Origin of the sequence: Mesorhizobium sp. M0189 (assembly GCF_040322135.1) — a bacterium.
Taxonomy (GTDB): Bacteria; Pseudomonadota; Alphaproteobacteria; order Rhizobiales; family Rhizobiaceae; genus Mesorhizobium.
This window is the reverse complement of sequence record NZ_JAMYSW010000007.1, coordinates 129,034-147,872: the sequence shown is the minus strand read 5'-3', so window position 1 is coordinate 147,872 and position 18,839 is coordinate 129,034. Positions and strand designations below refer to the sequence as shown.

Here is an 18,839-nt window from a genome sequence, read left to right as displayed (position 1 = left end):
GTCGTCTAGCCTGCCGGCAGCGCAACCAAACCGTGGGAAATCATGAGTTCAAATGCCGACCTGATCGTCACCAATGCCCGCGTGCTGACCATGGATGAAGGCAATCCGACGGCCGAAGCGGTGGCGATAAAGGACGGCAACATCCTGGCGGTTGGCGATCGCCGGACGATCGAGGCGCTGAAAGGGCCGGCCACGAAGGTCATCGGCTCGGCCTTGCGCCAGGCGGCGAGCCCGAGCCGTACCCTTCCGCCGCCGAAGTCGCTGCCGATCGCGACCTGATGCATCGCGGGTTGGAATGGTGCGCCCGCCACGGCATCACCTCGATCCAGAACATGGACGGCAATCTTTACCAGCTCGAGCTGCTAGCCGGCTGGAACAGGAAGGGCGGCTGCTCTGCCGCACCAAGATACCTTTTCATTTCAAGAATTTCATGACGCTCGACGTGCTGGAAAAGGCATCGAGCATGGCCAACTCCTACCAATCGGAATGGCTGTCGTCCGGCATGGTCAAGATGTTTTACGACGGCGTGCTGGAAGGCTGGACCGCGGTCATGGTCGACGACTATGCCGACCGGCCGGGCTGGCGCGGTGAGCCGCTGTTTACGCCCGAGCATTTCGCCGAGGTGGCGCTGGAGGCCGACCGGCGCGGCCTGCAGATCGCCGTGCATTCGATCGGCGACGGCGCCGTGCGCGCGGTTCTCGACGGTTACGAGGCGGCGCAGCGGAAGAACGGCAGGCGCGACAGCCGGCACCGGGTCGAGCACATCGAGGTCACCACTGCCGCCGACGTGCCGCGCTTCGCCGAACTCGGCGTCATCGCCTCGATGCAGCCGCCGCACCCGCCCGGCGCCATGGACTTCCCGCTGGAGCCGACGCTTTCGCGCATCGGCCGCGAAAGATGGCCGCTGAGCTATGCCTGGCGGACACTGAAACAGGCGGGCGCGCATGTCGTCTTCGCTTCCGACTGGCCGGTGTCGCGGGTCGACCCGATCCTGGGCATTCAGGCGGCGGTGCTGCGCAAGCCTTGGGCAGAGGGCGATCCAGACCAGAGCTTCTCGCTGATCGAGGCGCTTGCCGGTTATACGGTCGAAGGTGCCTATGCCGAATTCATGGAACACCGCAAAGGCCGGCTGAAACCAGGCTATCTGGCCGATCTGGTGGTGCTGTCGGCCGATATCGAGACAACTGAACCGGCTTCGTTACACGAGGTGCATCCGGTCAGCACCATCTGCGGCGGCAAGATCACTTATCAGGTTTGATGGTGGCGCTGACGATGGCACGGAGCTTGCGTTCTGAACCGAGATTCAGATGCATGGTTGCCAAGCCGACCGGCATATGCTGACAATCGAATGGGAACTGGATCCGCCATCAAGAGCGGACATGACAAATGGGGTAGTGCGTGCCGGATCAGCCGGGTAAGAGTGCAATCGAGGTCCGCGGCGTCCGCAAGGTGTTCGGTACCGGGGACGCACAAGTCGCCGCTCTCGACACGGTTTCGGTGTCGATCCGCGAGAACGAGTTCTTCACGCTGCTGGGGCCGTCCGGTTGCGGAAAGACGACGCTGCTTCGGCTGATCGCCGGGTTCGATTTCCCCAGCGAAGGCGAAATCCTGCTGCACGGCCAGGACATCGCGCCGCTGCCGCCGTTCAAGCGGCCGGTCAACACCGTGTTCCAGTCCTATGCGCTGTTCCCGCACATGACGGTGGCGGAGAATATCGGCTTCGGGCTGGAGATGCTGGGCAAGCCGAAGACCGAAATCAAGGCACGCGTCGCCGAGATGCTGAAGCTGGTCAAGATGGAGGCGCTGAGCGCCCGCCGCACCAGCCAGATCTCCGGCGGCCAGCAACAGCGCGTGGCACTGGCGCGCGCTCTGGCGCCCCAGCCGAAAGTGCTGTTGCTCGACGAGCCACTGTCGGCGCTCGACTACAAGCTGCGCAAGGAAATGCAGATCGAACTGAAACGGCTGCAGCACCAGACCGGCATCACCTTCATCTTCGTCACCCACGACCAGGAAGAAGCGCTGACCATGTCGGACCACATCGCCGTGATGTCGGCCGGCAAGATCCTGCAGGTCGGCACGCCCTGGGACATCTATGACAAGCCGGCCGAGCGCTTCGTCGCCGACTTCATCGGCGAAACCAATTTCCTGACCGCTGCCATCACCGGCATCGACAACGGCAAGGCGCGTGCGACGCTCAAGTCCGGCGCGACGATCGACGCGACCGTGGCTGAGGGCTTCCAGCCGAAGGCGAATGCCACCCTGGTGGTCAGGCCGGAACACGCAAAGCTGACCGGCGGCAAGGGCGATCTTTCCGGAACCGTCGAAAACATCGTCTATTTCGGCACCGACACGCATATTCATGTCCAACTGGACAGCGGCGAAGCCTTCACCGTGCGCCAGCAGAACACGCGCAGCGCAGGCTGCGGTTTCGAGCGGGGCGACAAGGTCGGCGTCTCGATCGGCAACGACGCCGCGCAAGTGCTGAGGGATTGATGGCGAGCGCGGAAGAAGTCGCCAAGGCGGCCGAACGGCGCGACATCCGCGACCGCTGGCTGCTGTCGGCGCCGGCCCTGCTGATCATCTTCCTGGCAGCGACCGGCCCATTGCTCATCGTGCTGGTCTATTCGCTTCTGACGCCGGGTCCTTATGGCGACGTGAAGTGGCAATTTTCACCGGAGGCGTGGATTTCGGTGTTCATGGAACGCGACATCTTTGACGGCACGCTGTCGCTCGCCGCTGCCCATGTCACAATTTTCTGGCGCTCGATCAAGCTTGCTATCGTGACCACGCTCGCCACCTTGGCGCTCGGTTTTCCCACCGCCTATTTCATGGCGACACGCAGCGAGAAGACGCGCGATCTCTGGCTGTTCCTGATCACCATACCGTTCTGGACCAACTTGCTGATCCGAACTTTCGCCGTGCTGCAGATCATCCGCAATGAAGGTCTGATCAATACAGTGCTGCTCAAGCTCGGCATCATTTCCGCGCCGATCCAGATACTCTTCACCGACACAGCGATCCTTATCGGCATGGCCTATGTCTATCTCCCGCTAATGGTGCTGCCGATCTATGCCAGCATGGAGAAGCTCGATTTCCGGCTGGTCGAGGCCGGCTACGATCTTTATGCGACACGCTTTCAGGTGCTCAGACGCATCATTTTCCCGCTGGTCAAGCCCGGCGTGATCGCTGGCTCGATCCTCGTCTTCATTCCAGCGCTCGGCGCCTATGTCACGCCCATCTTGCTCGGCGGCGGCAAGACCATGATGCTCTCCAACCTGATCGAGATGCAGTTCGGGCAAGGCCGCAACTGGCCGCTTGGCTCGGCCCTGTCGATCGCCGTCATGATCATCGTCATGGTGGCGCTGCTTGCCTATGTGCGTAACGCCGGCCGCTCAGAGATGCGCCATGGCTAGAAGCTTCGCAATCAAGCATCAGCCAGGGTTCACCGCGATCGCCGCGACCTGTTTCGTCGTGCTCTATCTGCCCATCGTCATACTCGTCGTCTATGCCTTCAATGCCGCGACTTCGACCTCCGAATGGGGCGGTTTCTCGCTCAAATGGTTCCAGTCGGCTTGGCAGAATACGCAGGTGATCGACGCCACGCTGCGTTCCTTCCAGATCGGCGCCATCGCGGCAACCCTTGCGACCATCGCGGCGACCATGGCGGCGCTCGCGACAACGCGCACGGCAGCCTATCCGGGCCTGACTTTCAAATATGCGGCGATCAACCAACCGCTGATGGTGCCGGAGATCGTCACCGGCGTGGCGCTGCTGATCTTTTTTTCGCGCATAAAGATATTCACCGGCTATTCGGGTCTCGGCTATCTAATCGCCGCGCATACGGCCTTTTGCATTCCCTTTGCCTATCTGCCGATCCGGGCGCGGCTGGAGAACATGGACCTGACGCTGGAGCGCGCTGCCGCCGATCTCTATGCGACGCCGTGGCGGACGTTCCGTCGCATCACGTTGCCGCTGCTGTGGCCCGGCATCCTCGCCGGACTGATGCTGGCCTTCGTCATCTCGCTCGACGATGTCGTCATCACCGAGTTCGTGAAATCCGGCGGCCAGGACACGTTGCCAACCTACATGCTCGGCCAGATACGCCGAGGCATAACGCCTGAAATCAACGCGATTTCGACCGTGTTCCTGCTCTTGTCGGTCGCCATCGTGACGTTGTTTTTCTTCATCAGCAGGAAACGGGACTGAGCATGAAAATGGGAGTTAGAACATGAACTGGAAGACAACAGCGACCGCCATCGGGTTGGCATTGCTCGCCTCGACGAGCCTGGCTCGCGCCGACGGCGAATTGAACATCTACAATTGGGGCAACTACACCAGCCCCGACGTGATCAAGAAGTTCGAGCAAAAATACAACGTCAAGGTGACCATCACCGACTACGATTCCAACGACACGGCACTGGCCAAGGTCCGCCAGGGCGGCACCGGCTTCGACATCGCGGTGCCGTCACAGACCTTCGTGCCGATCTGGATCAAGGAAGGCCTCGTTCAGGAAACCGATCCGGGCAAGATGGAGAATTTCAAGAATGTGGCGCCGGAATGGGCCAATCCCGATTTCGATCCCGGCCGCAAATATTCCGTGCCGTGGGCCTGGGGCACCGTAGGCATCGTGGTGAACACCGACGCCTACAACGGACCGTCGGACAGTTGGGGCATCATCTTCAATACGCCCGATGAACTGAAGGGCAAGGTCAACGTCGTGCCGGAAATGAACGACGTCATGTTCGCGGCGACCAAATATGTCGGCGGCGCGCAATGCGCCAGCGACAAGGAAACGCTGAAGAAGGTGCGTGACACGCTGGTTGCCGCGAAGCCGAACTGGATCGCTATGGAATACAACACAATCGAGAAGATGGGCGCCGGCGATTTCAAGGCGACAAGCGACTGGAACGGCTCGGCTCTGCGCCAGCGGCTGGCGAACCCCAAGATCCACTATTTCTATCCCAAGGAAGGTTTTGGTCTCTGGAGCGACAATGTCATGGTCCTGAAGGAAGCCAAGAACGTCGAGAACGCCAAGCTGTTCCAGAACTTCATCATGGATCCGGAGAACGCCGCCGGCCTGTCGGCTTTCCACCGCTATGCCAACGGCATTGCCGGTTCGGACAAGTACATGCCGGCCGACATGAAGGACGCGCCGGAGGTCATTATCCCGGAAGCCGTCAAAGCGCGTGGCGAGCTGCAGACACTGTGTTCCCCGGAGGTGCAGGACATCTACAGCAAAATCTGGACCGAATTGCAGAAGTAACCCGGCCCACCCGGCGGCATTGCCGCCGGGTTTTTCCGGCGATCGGCCGTGCACGCCATCGCCGCGGCGCTCGCCTAGAACGCCAAAGACCCGGAGGGAAGCGCCAATGGCCGGCAAGACCGCGTTCGAAACCAGATATGGCTTTGCCCGAAACCAGGTGCTGCTCGGCAATTGGCGGGAAAGCCCGTTCAGCCGGTGGTCGTTCCAGAATGCCGGCGAGCTGGTGCCGAGCGCTGCCGTGGCGGCAAAGCCGGGCAGCAGCGAGGCGCCGGCGCAGGATTTCGGCGAGCTACTTGGTGAAAAGGTCGCTCTTGCAGGCGGCGCGGAGACTGTCGCAGCTTTTCTCAAGCGCTCCGATACCGACGCGCTGACGATCATGAAAGGCGGCAAATTCGTCGGCGACTGGTTCGCACCGCATATGGAATTCGGGGCGCGCCACATCGTCTTTTCGATCAGCAAGTCGCTGACCGCGATTGTTGCCGGGATATTGGCAGGCGAGGGGATTTTCGATCCGCAGGCTCCGGTAAGCCGCTATCTGCCCGAAGCTGCCGGCTCGGCCTATGGCGATGCGAGGGTGCGGCACGTGCTCGATATGAGTGTCAGCCTCGATTTCGAAGAGGCCTATCTCGATCCGGAAAGCGCCTTCGCCCGCTATCGCCGCGCCATGCTGTGGAATCCAGGCGGAGGCACCGAGAGCCTGGCCACTTTCCTCATGACGCTGCAGGGCCTGGCCGAGCCGCATGGCCGGACGTTCCGCTACCGTTCGCCCAATTCCGACCTGCTCGGCATCCTGCTCGAACGTGCGTCGGGCCGGCGCTTCGCCGATCTGATGCGCGAGAAATTATGGGAGCCGCTCGGCGCTGTCAGCGAAGCTTCGGTAACCGTGGACATGGAAGGCACGGCGCGTACGGCCGGCGGCATTTCGGTGACGCCGCGCGACCTCGCCCGGGTCGGCGAGATGATGCGGCAAGGCGGCATGGCCAATGGCTGCCGTATCGTGCCGGAGAGCTGGGTGCGCGACACGACCGAAACTGGCGGTGACGCCGAGGCTTGGCAACGCGGCACGATGGCGTTCCTGTTTCCGCGTGGCCGCTATCGCAACAAATGGTACCAGACGGGCGCGGCAAGCGGCGCCTTCTGCGGCATCGGCATCCACGGCCAGTGGCTTTACGTCAATCCGAAGGCCGAAATGGTAATCGCAAAGATGTCGTCGCAGCCGGTACCGGTCGACGATCCGCTCGATCTGGATATTCTTTCTTTCTTCGAGGCGCTGAGCCGGATGGTCTGATCCGATCCAGACAGCCGCGCCTTTCCTGTGGACCTCTCGCCGGGTTGAAAATGGCGCAGTTGGCGCATCGGTGCTCTGCGCCTATGGTCGCGTCTCTTTTCGACAAACAGCAGGATCGACATGGCATCCGACATCAAGCGCATCGCAACCATCATAGCCGCCGAGATCGGCGCCCGGCCCGAACAGGCCGCGGCGGCGATCGGCTTGCTCGACGACGGTGCGACCGTTCCGTTCGTTGCCCGCTACCGCAAGGAGGTCACCGGCGGCCTCGACGACACGCAGTTGCGCGACCTCGCCGAGCGGCTCGCCTATCTGCGCGAGCTCGACGCGCGCCGCGACACCATCGTTGGTTCGATCCGCGAGCAGGGCAAGCTAACGGAAGAGCTTGAGGCAAAGATCGCTGCGGCCATCACAAAGGCCGAGCTCGAAGACATCTACCTGCCTTACAAGCCGAAGCGCCGGACCAAGGCCGAGATCGCACGCGAGCGCGGACTGGGACCGCTGGCCGAGGCCATTCTCGCTGACCGTACGGCCGTGCCGGCCGAATTGGCGCAGGCTTATGTCGAGGAGGAGGTGGCCGACGCCAAGGCAGCGCTCGAAGGTGCGCGCGATATCCTGTCCGAACAGTTCGCCGAGAATGCCGACCTGGTCGGCAAGCTCCGTGCCTACATGAAGGAACGCGCCTTCCTGCGCTCGCGCGTCGTCGACGGCAAGCAGGAGGCGGGCGCGAAATTCTCCGACTATTTCGACCATGTCGAGCGCTGGGCCAACGTGCCCAGCCATCGCGCGCTGGCCATGCTGCGGGGCCGCAACGAGGAGGTTCTGTCGCTCGATATCGAGGTCGATGCCGACGATGCCTCGCCGGTGAAACCGGTCGAGCGGATGATCGCCGACGCCTACGCCATCGGCCGCCAGTTGCCAGGCGATCGCTGGCTGATGGAGGTCGCCGGCTGGACCTGGCGCATAAAGCTGTCGCTGCACCTGACGCTCGATCTGATGCGGGACTTGCGCGAGCGAGCCGAGGAGGAGGCGATCCATGTGTTCGCCCGCAATCTGAAGGATTTGCTTCTCGCAGCCCCCGCCGGTTCGCGCGCCACGATGGGCCTCGACCCGGGCATTCGCACCGGCGTCAAGGTGGCGGTGGTGGACGGCACCGGCAAGCTGCTGGCGACGACGACGGTCTATCCGTTCCCGCCGAAGAACGATGTCCGCGGCACGCAGGCCGAACTGGCCAAGCTCATCCGGCTGCACAAGGTCGAGCTGATTTCGATCGGCAACGGCACTGGCAGCCGCGAGACCGAAAGGCTGGTGGCCGACATGCTGGCTGATATGCCGGCCGGGTCCGGGCCGAAGCCGCTCAAGGTGATCGTCAGCGAGGCCGGCGCCTCGGTCTATTCGGCGTCGGCAACGGCGGCGGCGGAATTTCCCGGCCTCGACGTGTCGCTGCGCGGGGCGGTGTCGATCGCGCGGCGCCTGCAGGATCCGCTCGCCGAACTGGTCAAGATCGAGCCGAAGTCGATAGGCGTCGGCCAGTATCAGCACGATGTCGACCAGTACCGGCTCGGCCGCTCGCTGGAAGCGGTGGTCGAGGATGCGGTCAACGCCGTCGGGGTCGATCTCAACACGGCGTCGGCGCCGCTTCTGGCGCGGGTTTCGGGTCTCGGCACATCGCTGGCCGAAGCGATCGTTGCGCATCGCGATGCCTCCGGCCCGTTCGCCAGCCGCCGCGAACTGTTGAAGGTGGCGCGGCTCGGACCCCGCGCGTTCGAGCAATGCGCCGGCTTCCTGCGCATTCCCAATGGTAGCGAACCGCTCGATGCCTCAGCCGTGCATCCGGAGGCCTATGGCGTGGCGAAAAAGATCGTCGCCGCCTGCGGGCGCGACCTCCGCTCGCTGATGGGCGACAGCGCCGCACTCAAGGCGCTCGATCCGCGCGTCTTCGTCGATGAACGCTTCGGCCTGCCGACGGTGCGCGACATCCTGTCGGAGCTGGAAAAGCCCGGCCGCGATCCGCGCCCCGGCTTCAAGACCGCGACCTTTGCCGACGGCATCGACGACATCAAGGATCTGAAGCCCGGCATGCAGCTTGAAGGCACCGTCACCAATGTCGCGGCCTTCGGCGCCTTTGTCGATATCGGCGTGCACCAGGACGGATTGGTGCACGTCTCGCAACTGGCCGACCGTTTCATCAAGGACGCGCACGAGGTGGTCAAGGCCGGCGACGTGGTCAAGGTGCGTGTCGTCGACGTCGATATTAAGCGCAAGCGCATCGGCCTGTCGATGCGCAAGGACGGCGACGGTGGCGCACCGAAGCCGCGCGACAATGGCAACAGGCCGGTGCCGCGCGCGCCCACGCCCCAACGCCAGCCGGAGCGGCCGGCGCAGCAGGGCGCGTTCGGCGCCGCTTTGGCCGATGCGTTGAAGCGGAAGTAATTTCGCGAGCCGGGCTGTGGCAGGTCATACGGCGGCGCTCGACATTGATGATCCATCACCAATGCTCATGGATCGGCGAAGCTATTTCGTTTGATTTTTTGGGGACGGAAGCCGATAAGCCGCGCGTTTCAAGATTTCTGTTTGATGCATGTCGTTATCCCCAAGCTGCCGAACACCCTCGGGTCAGGCCCGTGGGCAAGCTTTGGGCGACATGCATGAGTTTGGGAGACCGAGAGCCATGGCCGCCGATAAGAATGCATTCGTCTGGGACGATCCTTTCCTGATCGAGGACCAGCTTTCGGAAGACGAGCGCATGGTGCGTGATGGCGCCGCGGCGTTTGCCGCCGACAAGCTCGCTCCGAAGATCGAGGAAGCCTATCTCGAGGAGAAGACCGACGCCGGGATCTTTCGCGAAATGGGCGAGGCCGGTCTGCTCGGCATCACCATCCCCGAGGAATATGGCGGGCTCGGCGCCAACTACGTCACCTACGGGCTGGTGGCGCGCGAGGTCGAACGCGTCGATTCCGGCTATCGCTCGCTGATGAGCGTGCAGTCGTCGCTGGTGATGTATCCGATCCATGCCTATGGCTCGGAAGAGCAGCGCAAGAAATACCTGCCGAAGCTGGCGTCGGGCGAATGGATCGGCTGCTTCGGCCTGACCGAGCCGGATGCCGGTTCCGACCCGGGCGGCATGAAGACGCGGGCCGAGAAGACTGCGAGCGGCTACAGGATCTCCGGCTCGAAGATGTGGATTTCCAACGCCCCGATCGCCGACGTGTTCGTCGTCTGGGCAAAATCGGCCGCGCATGACAACGAGATTCGCGGCTTTGTCCTGGAAAAGGGCATGAACGGGCTGTCGGCGCCGAAGATCGGCGGCAAGCTGTCGCTGCGAGCGTCGATCACCGGCGAAGTGGTGATGGAAGGCGTCGAAGTCGGCGAGGACGCGCTGCTGCCCAATGTCTCGGGCTTGAAGGGGCCGTTCGGCTGCCTCAACCGCGCGCGCTACGGCATCTCCTGGGGCGCCATGGGCGCGGCGGAGGATTGCTGGCACCGCGCCCGCCAGTATGGCCTCGACCGCAAGCAGTTCGGCAAGCCGCTGGCCGGCACGCAGCTTTTCCAGAAGAAGCTCGCCGACATGCAGACCGAGATCGCGCTCGGCCTGCAGGGCAGCCTGCGCGTCGGGCGGCTGATGGATGAAGGCAAGATGGCGCCGGAGATGATCTCACTCGTCAAGCGCAACAATTGCGGCAAGGCGCTCGACATCGCCCGCCAGGCCCGCGACATGCATGGCGGCAATGGCATCCAGATCGGCTACCATGTCATGCGCCACGCCCAGAACCTGGAAACGGTCAACACCTATGAGGGCACGCATGATGTGCATGCGCTGATCCTCGGACGGGCGCAGACCGGGTTGCAGGCGTTCTTTTAGCATTGGCAGATGTCCTCCGCTTCCAGGACGCCACTGCTTGGCATCTTCCCTCGCAAAGCGGCAGATCGGCAATTTTCGCCGACGGTGCCACATTTTGTTCTTGCTTTGTGCCGGCAGCTATGCTACTAATTTGGCTATGGTGCTAATTGGCACCGGCGACCCGCCCACCGAGGCGGGTTTTCTTTTCAGCTCTTTTGGACCACGCATCGCGCGTGCTGCCGATCATCGATATCGGCGGGACAGCGCCCGGTGCTGACCCGCCGGCCTTCGGCTCTGCAGCGTTGCAACGTCTGCCGCCACGCTGCGGAATCCCAGGGTCGGCGCTCCGTTTGTGAGGCTGTGAAGGCTGCTTAATTTAGGTGCAGCGCAACATCTCTGCTTGGAGAATGGTCAGCATTCGTGTCAGGGTTCAGCGAACTCCTTTTGAAACGCCGACTTCAGGGGCACCATGGCAATTCTGGCAGCCGTCTATCACCTGACCCACTACAAATACGACCGGCCGGTCGTATTAGGCCCGCAAGTCATAAGGTTGCAGCCTGCGCCGCATTCCCGCACCAAAGTGCTCAGCCATTCGCTGAAGGTCGGGCCGGCAAACCACTTCGTCAATCTGCAGCAGGACCCCTACGGCAATTTCCTTGCCCGCTTCGTCTTCCCCGAGCCGGTAACGGAATTGAAGATCGAGGTCGATCTCGTTGCCGACATGACGGTCTACAATCCGTTCGATTTCTTCGTCGAACCGTCGGCCGAGACGTTTCCGTTCGAATACCCGGAAGAGATCAGGGACGATCTGACCATCTACCGGACGCCGGAACCGGCAGGGCCACTGTTGCAGGCGTTCCTCAAAACCATCGACCGCAGTGCGACCAATACCGTCAATTTTGTCGTCGACCTCAATGCGCGGCTGCAGCGCGAGATCGCCTATATCGTGCGCATGGAAACCGGCGTCTTCTCGCCCGAGGAAACGCTGGCCGCCGGCAAGGGATCGTGCCGGGATTCCAGCTGGCTCCTGGTGCAGATACTGAGGAACCTCGGCATCGCCGCGCGTTTCGTCTCCGGCTATCTGATCCAGCTCAAACCCGACCTCGTCGCGCTCGACGGACCGCCCGGTACGGCGACCGATTTCACTGACCTCCATGCCTGGTGCGAGGTGTATCTGCCGGGCGCCGGCTGGATCGGCTTCGACCCGACCTCCGGCCTGCTTACCGGCGAAAGCCATGTGCCGCTCGCGGCAACGCCGCATTTCCGCAATGCCGCGCCGATCTCCGGCATGGCGAGCTTCGCCAATGTCGAATTCGGCTTCGACATGCGGGTCGACCGCATCGCCGAACATCCGCGCATCACCAAGCCGTTCTCCGACGAGAGCTGGCAGGCGCTCGACGCGCTGGGCGTCGAGGTCGATGCAGCACTCCAGGCCGGCGACGTGCGGCTGACCATGGGCGGCGAGCCGACCTTCGTCTCAATCGACGATTTCGAGGCGGCCGAGTGGAACACCGCCGCCGTCGGGCCAACAAAACGCGAAAAGGCCGATGCGCTGATCCGCCGGCTGCGCGAACGCTTCGCGCCGGGCGGCTTCCTGCATTACGGACAGGGCAAATGGTACCCCGGCGAAAGCCTGCCGCGCTGGACGTTCTCGCTTTACTGGCGCACCGACGGCGAGCCGGTGTGGAGCGATCCGTCACTGATCGCACATGAAAAGAGCGAGGCGGATGTCGGACCGAAGCAGGCCGAGAGCCTGCTGACCGCGATTGCCGACGAACTCGGCATCGACAAGACGATGGTCAGCGAAGCCTATGAGGATCCGGCCGAATGGCTGCTCAAGGAAGGCAAGCTGCCGGACAATGTCGATCCCTCCAATTCGAAGCTGGAGGACCCGGAGGAGCGCAGCCGCATGGCGCGGGTGTTCGAACGCGGGCTGACCAAGCCGTCGGGCTACGTGCTGCCCGTCCAGCGCTGGAACAGCCAGGCTTCCGGACCGCGCTGGCGCTCGGAGAAGTGGAAGACGCGGCGCGGCAGGCTGTTCCTGGTGCCCGGCGATTCGCCGGTCGGCTACCGCCTGCCGCTCGGCACGCTGCCTTATGTGCCGCCGGCGCAGTTCCCCTATATCGTACCGGTCGATCCATCGCTGCCGCGCGGACCATTGCCGGCGCGTGAGGCGATCTTGCCCGGTGCTGCTTCTTCGCCCGCTCCGGCCGAACTGGAAGGCGCCGACGAAATGGCGCGACGCCAGCAGGCGGTCTCCTTCACGGCCGTTACCGGCCAGCAAGACCGCGTCGAACAGGAGATTACCGAGATCGGCGGCGCCGTGCGCACAGCGCTTTCGGTCGAGCCGCGCGACGGACGGCTTTGTGTGTTCATGCCGCCGGTCGAGGCGCTGGAGGATTATCTCGAACTGGTCGCGGCGGCGGAGAACGCGGCAAGGGCTATCGGCCTGCCGGTGCATATCGAGGGCTACGGCCCGCCGCACGATCCGCGCCTCAATGTCATCCGTGTCGCACCCGATCCCGGCGTCATCGAGGTCAATATCCACCCCGCCGCGAATTGGCAGGATTGCGTGGCGACGACCACGGCGATCTACGAAGAGGCGCGGCAGACGCGGCTTGGCGCCGACAAGTTCATGATCGACGGCCGTCACACCGGCACCGGCGGCGGCAACCACGTCGTCGTCGGCGGTGCCACGCCCAATGACAGTCCGTTCCTGCGCCGCCCCGACCTGTTGAAGAGCCTGGTGCTGCAATGGCAGCGGCATCCGTCGCTATCCTATCTGTTCTCCGGCCTGTTCATCGGCCCGACCAGCCAGGCGCCGCGCTTCGACGAGGCACGACACGATTCGCTCTACGAACTCGAGATCGCGATGGCGCAGGTGCCGCATCCGGACAAGGGCGCGGCACCCCTGCCGTGGCTGGTCGACCGGCTGTTCCGCAACCTCCTGACCGACGTGACGGGCAATACGCATCGCTCCGAAATCTGTATCGACAAGCTGTTTTCGCCGGACGGGCCGACCGGCCGGCTGGGGCTGGTCGAATTCCGCGGCTTCGAGATGCCGCCCAACGCGCGCATGAGCCTGGCGCAGCAATTGCTGGTGCGCGCCATCATCGCCCGGGCCTGGAAGAACCCGCTCGACGGCCGCTTCGTACGCTGGGGCACCTCGCTGCACGACCGTTTCATGCTGCCGCATTATGTCTGGGCGGATTTTCTCGATGTGCTGGACGACCTCAAGCTGAACGGCTTTGCGTTCCGTCCGGAATGGTTCGACGCCCAGCTCGAATTCCGCTTTCCGTTCTGCGGCGAGGTCCAGCATGCCGGCATCAAGCTGGAGCTCAGGCAAGCACTGGAGCCTTGGCATGTGATGGGCGAGCAAGGCGCGATCGGCGGCACGGTGCGCTTTGTCGATTCCTCCGTCGAACGGCTGCAGGTGAAGACCGAGGGGCTCAACCCGGAACGTCACGCCGTCGTCTGCAACGGCCGCCGGGTGCCGATGAAGGTGACCGACAACCGCGAGATCGCGGTGGCCGGCGTTCGCTTCAAGGCCTGGCAGCCGGCGTCGGGCCTGCATCCGGCGCTGCCGGTCAACACGCCGCTGGTCTTCGATATCTATGACCGCTGGTCGGGCCGCGCGGTTGGCGGTTGCGTCTACCATGTGGCACATCCCGGCGGGCGCAGCTACGACACGTTCCCGGTCAACGGCAATGAAGCGGAGGCGCGGCGGCTCGCCCGCTTCGAGCCGCGTGGCCATACTCCGTCCGGCTATGTGCTGCGCAACGAAGAAGTCTCTGAAGATTTCCCGATGACCCTTGACCTTCGGCGGCCGCAAAGACTCTGATCAGCCATGGCGAAGGGGAATCACAAAAAGCTGCGCAGCAAGCCGCAGACCCACAGTCTGCTGGAGCACTATCAACCGATCGACGGCGTCGTCGACGAGATGGTCGATGCGTCGGGCAATCCGCGGCCGGCCTGGCGGCACTTCATCGAGGCACTGGAGGACCTGGGGCCGGAAAAGCTTGCCCAGCGTTTTGCCCGCGCCGACCAGTACCTGCGCGATGCCGGCGTCTACTACCGCGTCTACGACAAGGCCGGCGCCAATGAGCGGGAATGGCCGCTGGCGCATGTGCCGCTGCTGATCGAGGAGGAGGAATGGGCTGACATCAGCGCCGGCCTGGTCCAGCGCGCCGATCTGTTCGAGGAGACCATCGCCGACATTTACGGGCCGAACCGGCTGGTCGAGAAAGGCATTCTGCCGGCTGGATTGATCGCGGCCAGCTCGGAATATTTGCGGCCGGTCGTCGGCACCAGGCCTGCCAGCGGCCATTTCCTGCATTTCTGCGCCTTCGAGCTCGGTCGTGGCCCGGACGGCCGCTGGTGGGTGCTTGGCGACCGCACCCAGGCGCCATCGGGCGCCGGCTTTGCGCTGGAAAACCGCGTCGCCACCACAAGGGCACTGTCCGACATTTACGGCGAGATGCATGTGCACCGCTTGGCCGGTTTCTTCCGCCGTTTTCGCGATGCGCTGATCGGCATGGCCAAGCAAGCCGGCGGCCGTGTCGCCATCCTGACGCCGGGACCGCTGAACGAGACCTATTATGAACATGCCTATATCGCCCGCTATCTCGGCATCATGCTGCTCGAGGGCGAGGACCTGACTGTCTCCGGCGGCAGGCTGATGGTGCGCACAGTTTCGGGGCTGATGCCGGTCAGCGTCTTGTGGCGACGGCTCGACGCTGCCTTTGCCGATCCGCTCGAGTTGCGGTCGGACTCGCAGATCGGCACGCCGGGGCTGGTCGAAGCGGTCCGGCAAGGGGCGGTTTCGGCCGTCAATGCACTGGGTTCCGGCCTGATGGAGACGCGCGCTCTGCTCGCCTTCCTGCCGAAGATTTCGCGCGCCCTGCGCAATGAGGAACTGCTGCTGCCGACCGTCGCGACATGGTGGTGCGGGCAGGATACGGAGCGCGAACATGTGCTCGCCAATATCGATAGCATGGTGATCGGCCCGGCACTGTCGACGCGGCTTGCCTTCGAGGACGACGGCTCGACCAAGCTCGGGTCAGCGCTGTCGGCCGAGGAACGGGCCGAGCTCGTCGCCCGGATCGAACAAGACGGCGGCGACTTTGTCGGCCAGGAAGCGGTGACGCTGTCGACCACTCCTGTCTATGTCAGCGGCTGGCTGGAGCCGCGGCCGGCAAGCCTGCGCGTCTATCTGGCGCGGACGCCGGAAGGCTGGACCGTGATGCCGGGCGGTTTTGCCCGTGTCGGCTTCTCGCTCGACCCGACGGCCATCGCCATGCAGCGCGGCGGCCAGGCGGCGGATGTTTGGGTGGTCAGCGACAGGCCGGTGGAGCGTGAGACGCTGCTGCCGCAGGAGCATGACAGCTTCACCCGAACCTTGCCGGGCAGCCTGCCCAGCCGCGCGGCGGAAAACCTGACATGGCTCGGCCGCTATATCGAGCGATCGGAAGACACGGTGCGCATCCTGCGCGCCTACCACGTGCGGCTGGCCGAGACATCCGATCCCGAGATGCCGCTGCTCGCCGACATCAGGGACTATCTCGCGCCGTTCGGTATCGACGTCGAGACGGCAATCCCGTTGGGGCTCATCGGCACGCTGGACAGCGCCGTGTACAGCGCCGGGCAGATCCGCGACCGCTTCTCGCCCGATGGCTGGCTGGCATTGAAGGACCTGTCGAAGACGATCCATCAATTTGCCGTGACAGTGGCGCCGGGCGACGACGCGACAAGGGCAATGACGGTCATCCTGCGCAAGCTGGCCGGGTTTTCCGGCCTGCTGCACGAGAACATGTACCGCTTTGCCGGCTGGCGTTTCCTGGAAATCGGCCGCAGGCTCGAACGCGGCATCCAGATCGCCCGCACGCTCGCCCGACTGACCAGGGCCGAGGCGCCGGAAGGCGCGCTCGACATGATGCTGGAGATCGGCGACAGCGTCATGACCCACCGCCGGCAATATCCGGTGCAGGCGGGACGGCGTACCGTGGTCGACCTTCTGGCGCTCGATCCGCTCAACCCGCGCTCAATCCTGTTCCAGCTCGAACGGCTGAAGGCCGAAATCGCGCTGCTGCCCTCTGTCGGCGGTGAAGGCCATATGTCGCCGGCGGCCAAGGAAATCCTGCAGCTCAACACGTCGATCGCCATCAGGGAGCCCTCGGACATGACGGCCAAGGCCCTCAGCGATCTCGCCAATGAAATCGGCGGCCTCTACAACAGCCTCTCCAAAGCCTATTTCGGATAGAGACGGCATGCTCTACGACATCAGGCTTCACCTGCGTTACGACTATGATGCGGCGGCCGGCGGCGGCCGCCATCAGGTGCGTGTGCTGCCGCCGACCATCCCTGGCGTACAGCGCGTCATCGCCGCTTCACTGTCTTTTGTGCCGGCGCCCAGCGAACGCTCCGACTTTTCCGACTTTTTCGGCAACAGTATCACCTCGATCGCCTTTCGTGACGCACATGATGCGCTCGACATCAGGATGAGCGCGCGTGTTTCAGTGTCGCGGCCGGAGCCCGGGCTCGACGTATCGCCCGACCTACGCCGGCTGAGGGAAGAACTCGGCGCGGTGCACTCGCTGGCGCCGGCTTCGCCGCATCACTTTCTGGCCGCCAGCGATCATGCCGGCATCGACCCGGCAATCACTGCCTATGCGAAAGGCAGTGCCAGCAGTTCGACGGTCGGCACGGCCATGGCTCTGTGCAACCGCATTCACCGCGATTTCACCTATGACGGCGAGGCGACCACGGTGCAGACGCGGGCCAGCGACGCCTTCGGCCTGAAGCGCGGCGTCTGCCAGGATTTTTCCCATATCATGATCGCCGGCCTGCGTGGCCTCGGCATTCCTGCAGGCTATGTCAGCGGATTCCTACGCACCATCCCGCCGCGTGGGAAGCCGCGGCTCGAAGGCGCCGACGCCATGCATGCCTGGGTCAAGGTGTGGTGCGGGCGCGATGCCGGCTGGCAGGAATTCGATCCGACCAACGGCATGCGGGCAAGCAACGATCATATCACGGTCGGCTATGGCCGCGACTACTCCGATGTGGCGCCGATCGTCGGCGTGCTGAAAACCACGGGCGGGCAGGTTGGCGAGCAGGCAGTCGACGTCATACCGGTCGTGCTCGAAAAGGCGTGACGGCACCTCCTCGTTGCACGGCGTCGTCGTTAATCTGTCCTGGCAATCAAAAGGCGGTGGAACCCGCAGCCAGCAGGCGGCTTATCTACGGAAATTCCGTGGAGAGGACATGCTGGACAAATCCGGGTCGTCGTCTGGCCGATCGGCTGTTAGGAAAGCTGCACCAAAAAACGGGGTGCCGCGGAACGGAGCGCTGGAGAACGGCGCGCACGCCTCGGCCGTTCGGGCCTCGCTCAACTATGTCGCCGACACCGAACCCGGTATTCGCCGGCTGCGTTCAGGCAACGGGTTCTCGTACAAAGGGCCCGACGGACGTGCCGTCGACCAGGACGCGCTGGCACGCATCAAGGCGCTCGCCATTCCACCGGCCTGGACGGATGTGTGGATCTCGGCGGATGCCGACGGTCACATTCAGGCAACCGGTCGGGACCAGCGCGGGCGCAAGCAATACCGCTATCATCAGCACTGGGCGGAGGAGCGTGACGGGGTCAAATACTCGAGCCTCATCGCCTTCGCCGAAAGCCTGCCCGAATTGCGACGGCAGATCGATGCCGATCTGCGCCGTCACGGCCTGCCGCTGGAACGCGTCGTTGCGGCCATCGTCTGGCTGCTCGACAACACGATGATCCGCGTCGGCAACGCCGCCTACGCCCGCGATAACAAGAGTTTTGGGCTGACCACGCTGCGCGACCGCCATGTCGACATCAAGGGCTCGAGCCTGCGTTTTGCCTTCATCGGCAAATCCGGCAAGGAATGGAGATTGAAGCTTGTCGATCGCCGGATCGCCAAGATCGTGCGTGGAGCGCAGGACCTGCCGGGCCAGAAACTGTTCCAGTATCTCGACGAGGAAGGAAACAGGCATCCGGTGCGCTCCGACGACGTCAACCGCTATATCAGGGAGAATGCCGGCGTCGAGTTCAGCTCCAAGCATTTCAGAACGTGGGGCGGAACCATCCACGCGGCGTCGCTGTTTGCGCAAACCGAACGCCCGGAAGGCCAGGCACAACAAAAGCGGGCGATGAACGGCGTCATCGACAAGGTTGCCGAGCGGCTCGGTAATACGCGCGCCGTCTGCCGCCGCTGCTACATCCATCCGGAAGTCTTCCGCGCCTGGTCCGAAGGAGGGCTGCTTGGCGAAATGGCGGACGCCAACAGAGGCAAGCGCTCGATCGCCGGGCTCGACGACGAGGAGGCCCTGGTCTTGAGATGGCTGAAGGCGAGGGAATGACGCAGGACCGGGGGCGTATTTTTTTGTCGACGCCATGTCGGGATCGGTCCTAGTGTTTCGTCCTTTGA

General features: G+C 63.7%; 12 protein-coding genes and 1 pseudogene. All 13 read left to right on the top strand.

The genetic code is table 11. From position 1 onward, the window contains the following. Positions 1-42: 42 nt before the first annotated feature. The 13 genes and pseudogenes from NKJ09_RS15550 to NKJ09_RS15490 all read left to right on the top strand — a co-directional run bounded on the left by NKJ09_RS15550 (position 43) and on the right by NKJ09_RS15490 (position 18,771). The gene (locus tag NKJ09_RS15550; protein ID WP_352494733.1) at positions 43-279 is read left to right on the top strand and encodes a hypothetical protein; all 237 of its coding nucleotides are present in this window, start codon (positions 43-45) and stop codon (positions 277-279) included. Continuing rightward, a pseudogene (locus tag NKJ09_RS15545) lies at positions 186-1,258 on the top strand (amidohydrolase); the annotation flags it as partial. The gene NKJ09_RS15550 and the pseudogene NKJ09_RS15545, both read left to right, overlap by 94 nt. Before the next feature lie 140 nt (positions 1,259-1,398). Then, entirely contained in the window at positions 1,399-2,493 is a 1,095-nt protein-coding gene (locus NKJ09_RS15540) for an ABC transporter ATP-binding protein (protein ID WP_352494735.1), read from the top strand. Next, positions 2,493-3,413, top strand: coding sequence for an ABC transporter permease (locus NKJ09_RS15535; RefSeq protein ID WP_352494736.1), 921 nt, complete (start codon positions 2,493-2,495; stop codon positions 3,411-3,413). The genes NKJ09_RS15540 and NKJ09_RS15535 overlap by 1 nt, the downstream gene beginning before the upstream one ends. Next, on the top strand, positions 3,406-4,206 hold the full coding sequence (locus NKJ09_RS15530) for an ABC transporter permease (protein ID WP_023720239.1): 801 nt from the start codon (positions 3,406-3,408) through the stop codon (positions 4,204-4,206). The genes NKJ09_RS15535 and NKJ09_RS15530 overlap by 8 nt, the downstream gene beginning before the upstream one ends. Positions 4,207-4,228: 22 nt before the next feature. Beyond that, complete coding sequence (locus NKJ09_RS15525; protein WP_352494737.1) at positions 4,229-5,263, top strand: ABC transporter substrate-binding protein; 1,035 nt, start codon at positions 4,229-4,231, stop codon at positions 5,261-5,263. Positions 5,264-5,369: 106 nt separating this feature from the next. Beyond that, complete coding sequence (locus NKJ09_RS15520; protein ID WP_352494738.1) at positions 5,370-6,551, top strand: serine hydrolase domain-containing protein; 1,182 nt, start codon at positions 5,370-5,372, stop codon at positions 6,549-6,551. Positions 6,552-6,671: 120 nt separating this feature from the next. Beyond that, positions 6,672-8,984, top strand: coding sequence for a Tex family protein (locus NKJ09_RS15515; RefSeq protein WP_352494739.1), 2,313 nt, complete (start codon positions 6,672-6,674; stop codon positions 8,982-8,984). A gap of 238 nt (positions 8,985-9,222) precedes the next feature. Next, complete coding sequence (locus NKJ09_RS15510; RefSeq protein WP_352494740.1) at positions 9,223-10,413, top strand: acyl-CoA dehydrogenase; 1,191 nt, start codon at positions 9,223-9,225, stop codon at positions 10,411-10,413. Positions 10,414-10,861: 448 nt separating this feature from the next. Next, positions 10,862-14,233, top strand: a complete 3,372-nt coding sequence (locus tag NKJ09_RS15505) for a transglutaminase family protein (protein WP_352494741.1) — start codon at positions 10,862-10,864, stop codon at positions 14,231-14,233. Positions 14,234-14,239: 6 nt separating this feature from the next. After that, positions 14,240-16,651, top strand: coding sequence for a circularly permuted type 2 ATP-grasp protein (locus NKJ09_RS15500; RefSeq protein WP_023720246.1), 2,412 nt, complete (start codon positions 14,240-14,242; stop codon positions 16,649-16,651). A gap of 7 nt (positions 16,652-16,658) precedes the next feature. Further along, complete coding sequence (locus NKJ09_RS15495; RefSeq protein ID WP_352494742.1) at positions 16,659-17,543, top strand: transglutaminase family protein; 885 nt, start codon at positions 16,659-16,661, stop codon at positions 17,541-17,543. Between the two features lie 109 nt (positions 17,544-17,652). Then, the gene (locus NKJ09_RS15490; protein WP_023720248.1) at positions 17,653-18,771 is read left to right on the top strand and encodes a DNA topoisomerase IB; all 1,119 of its coding nucleotides are present in this window, start codon (positions 17,653-17,655) and stop codon (positions 18,769-18,771) included. Positions 18,772-18,839 lie beyond the last annotated feature (68 nt).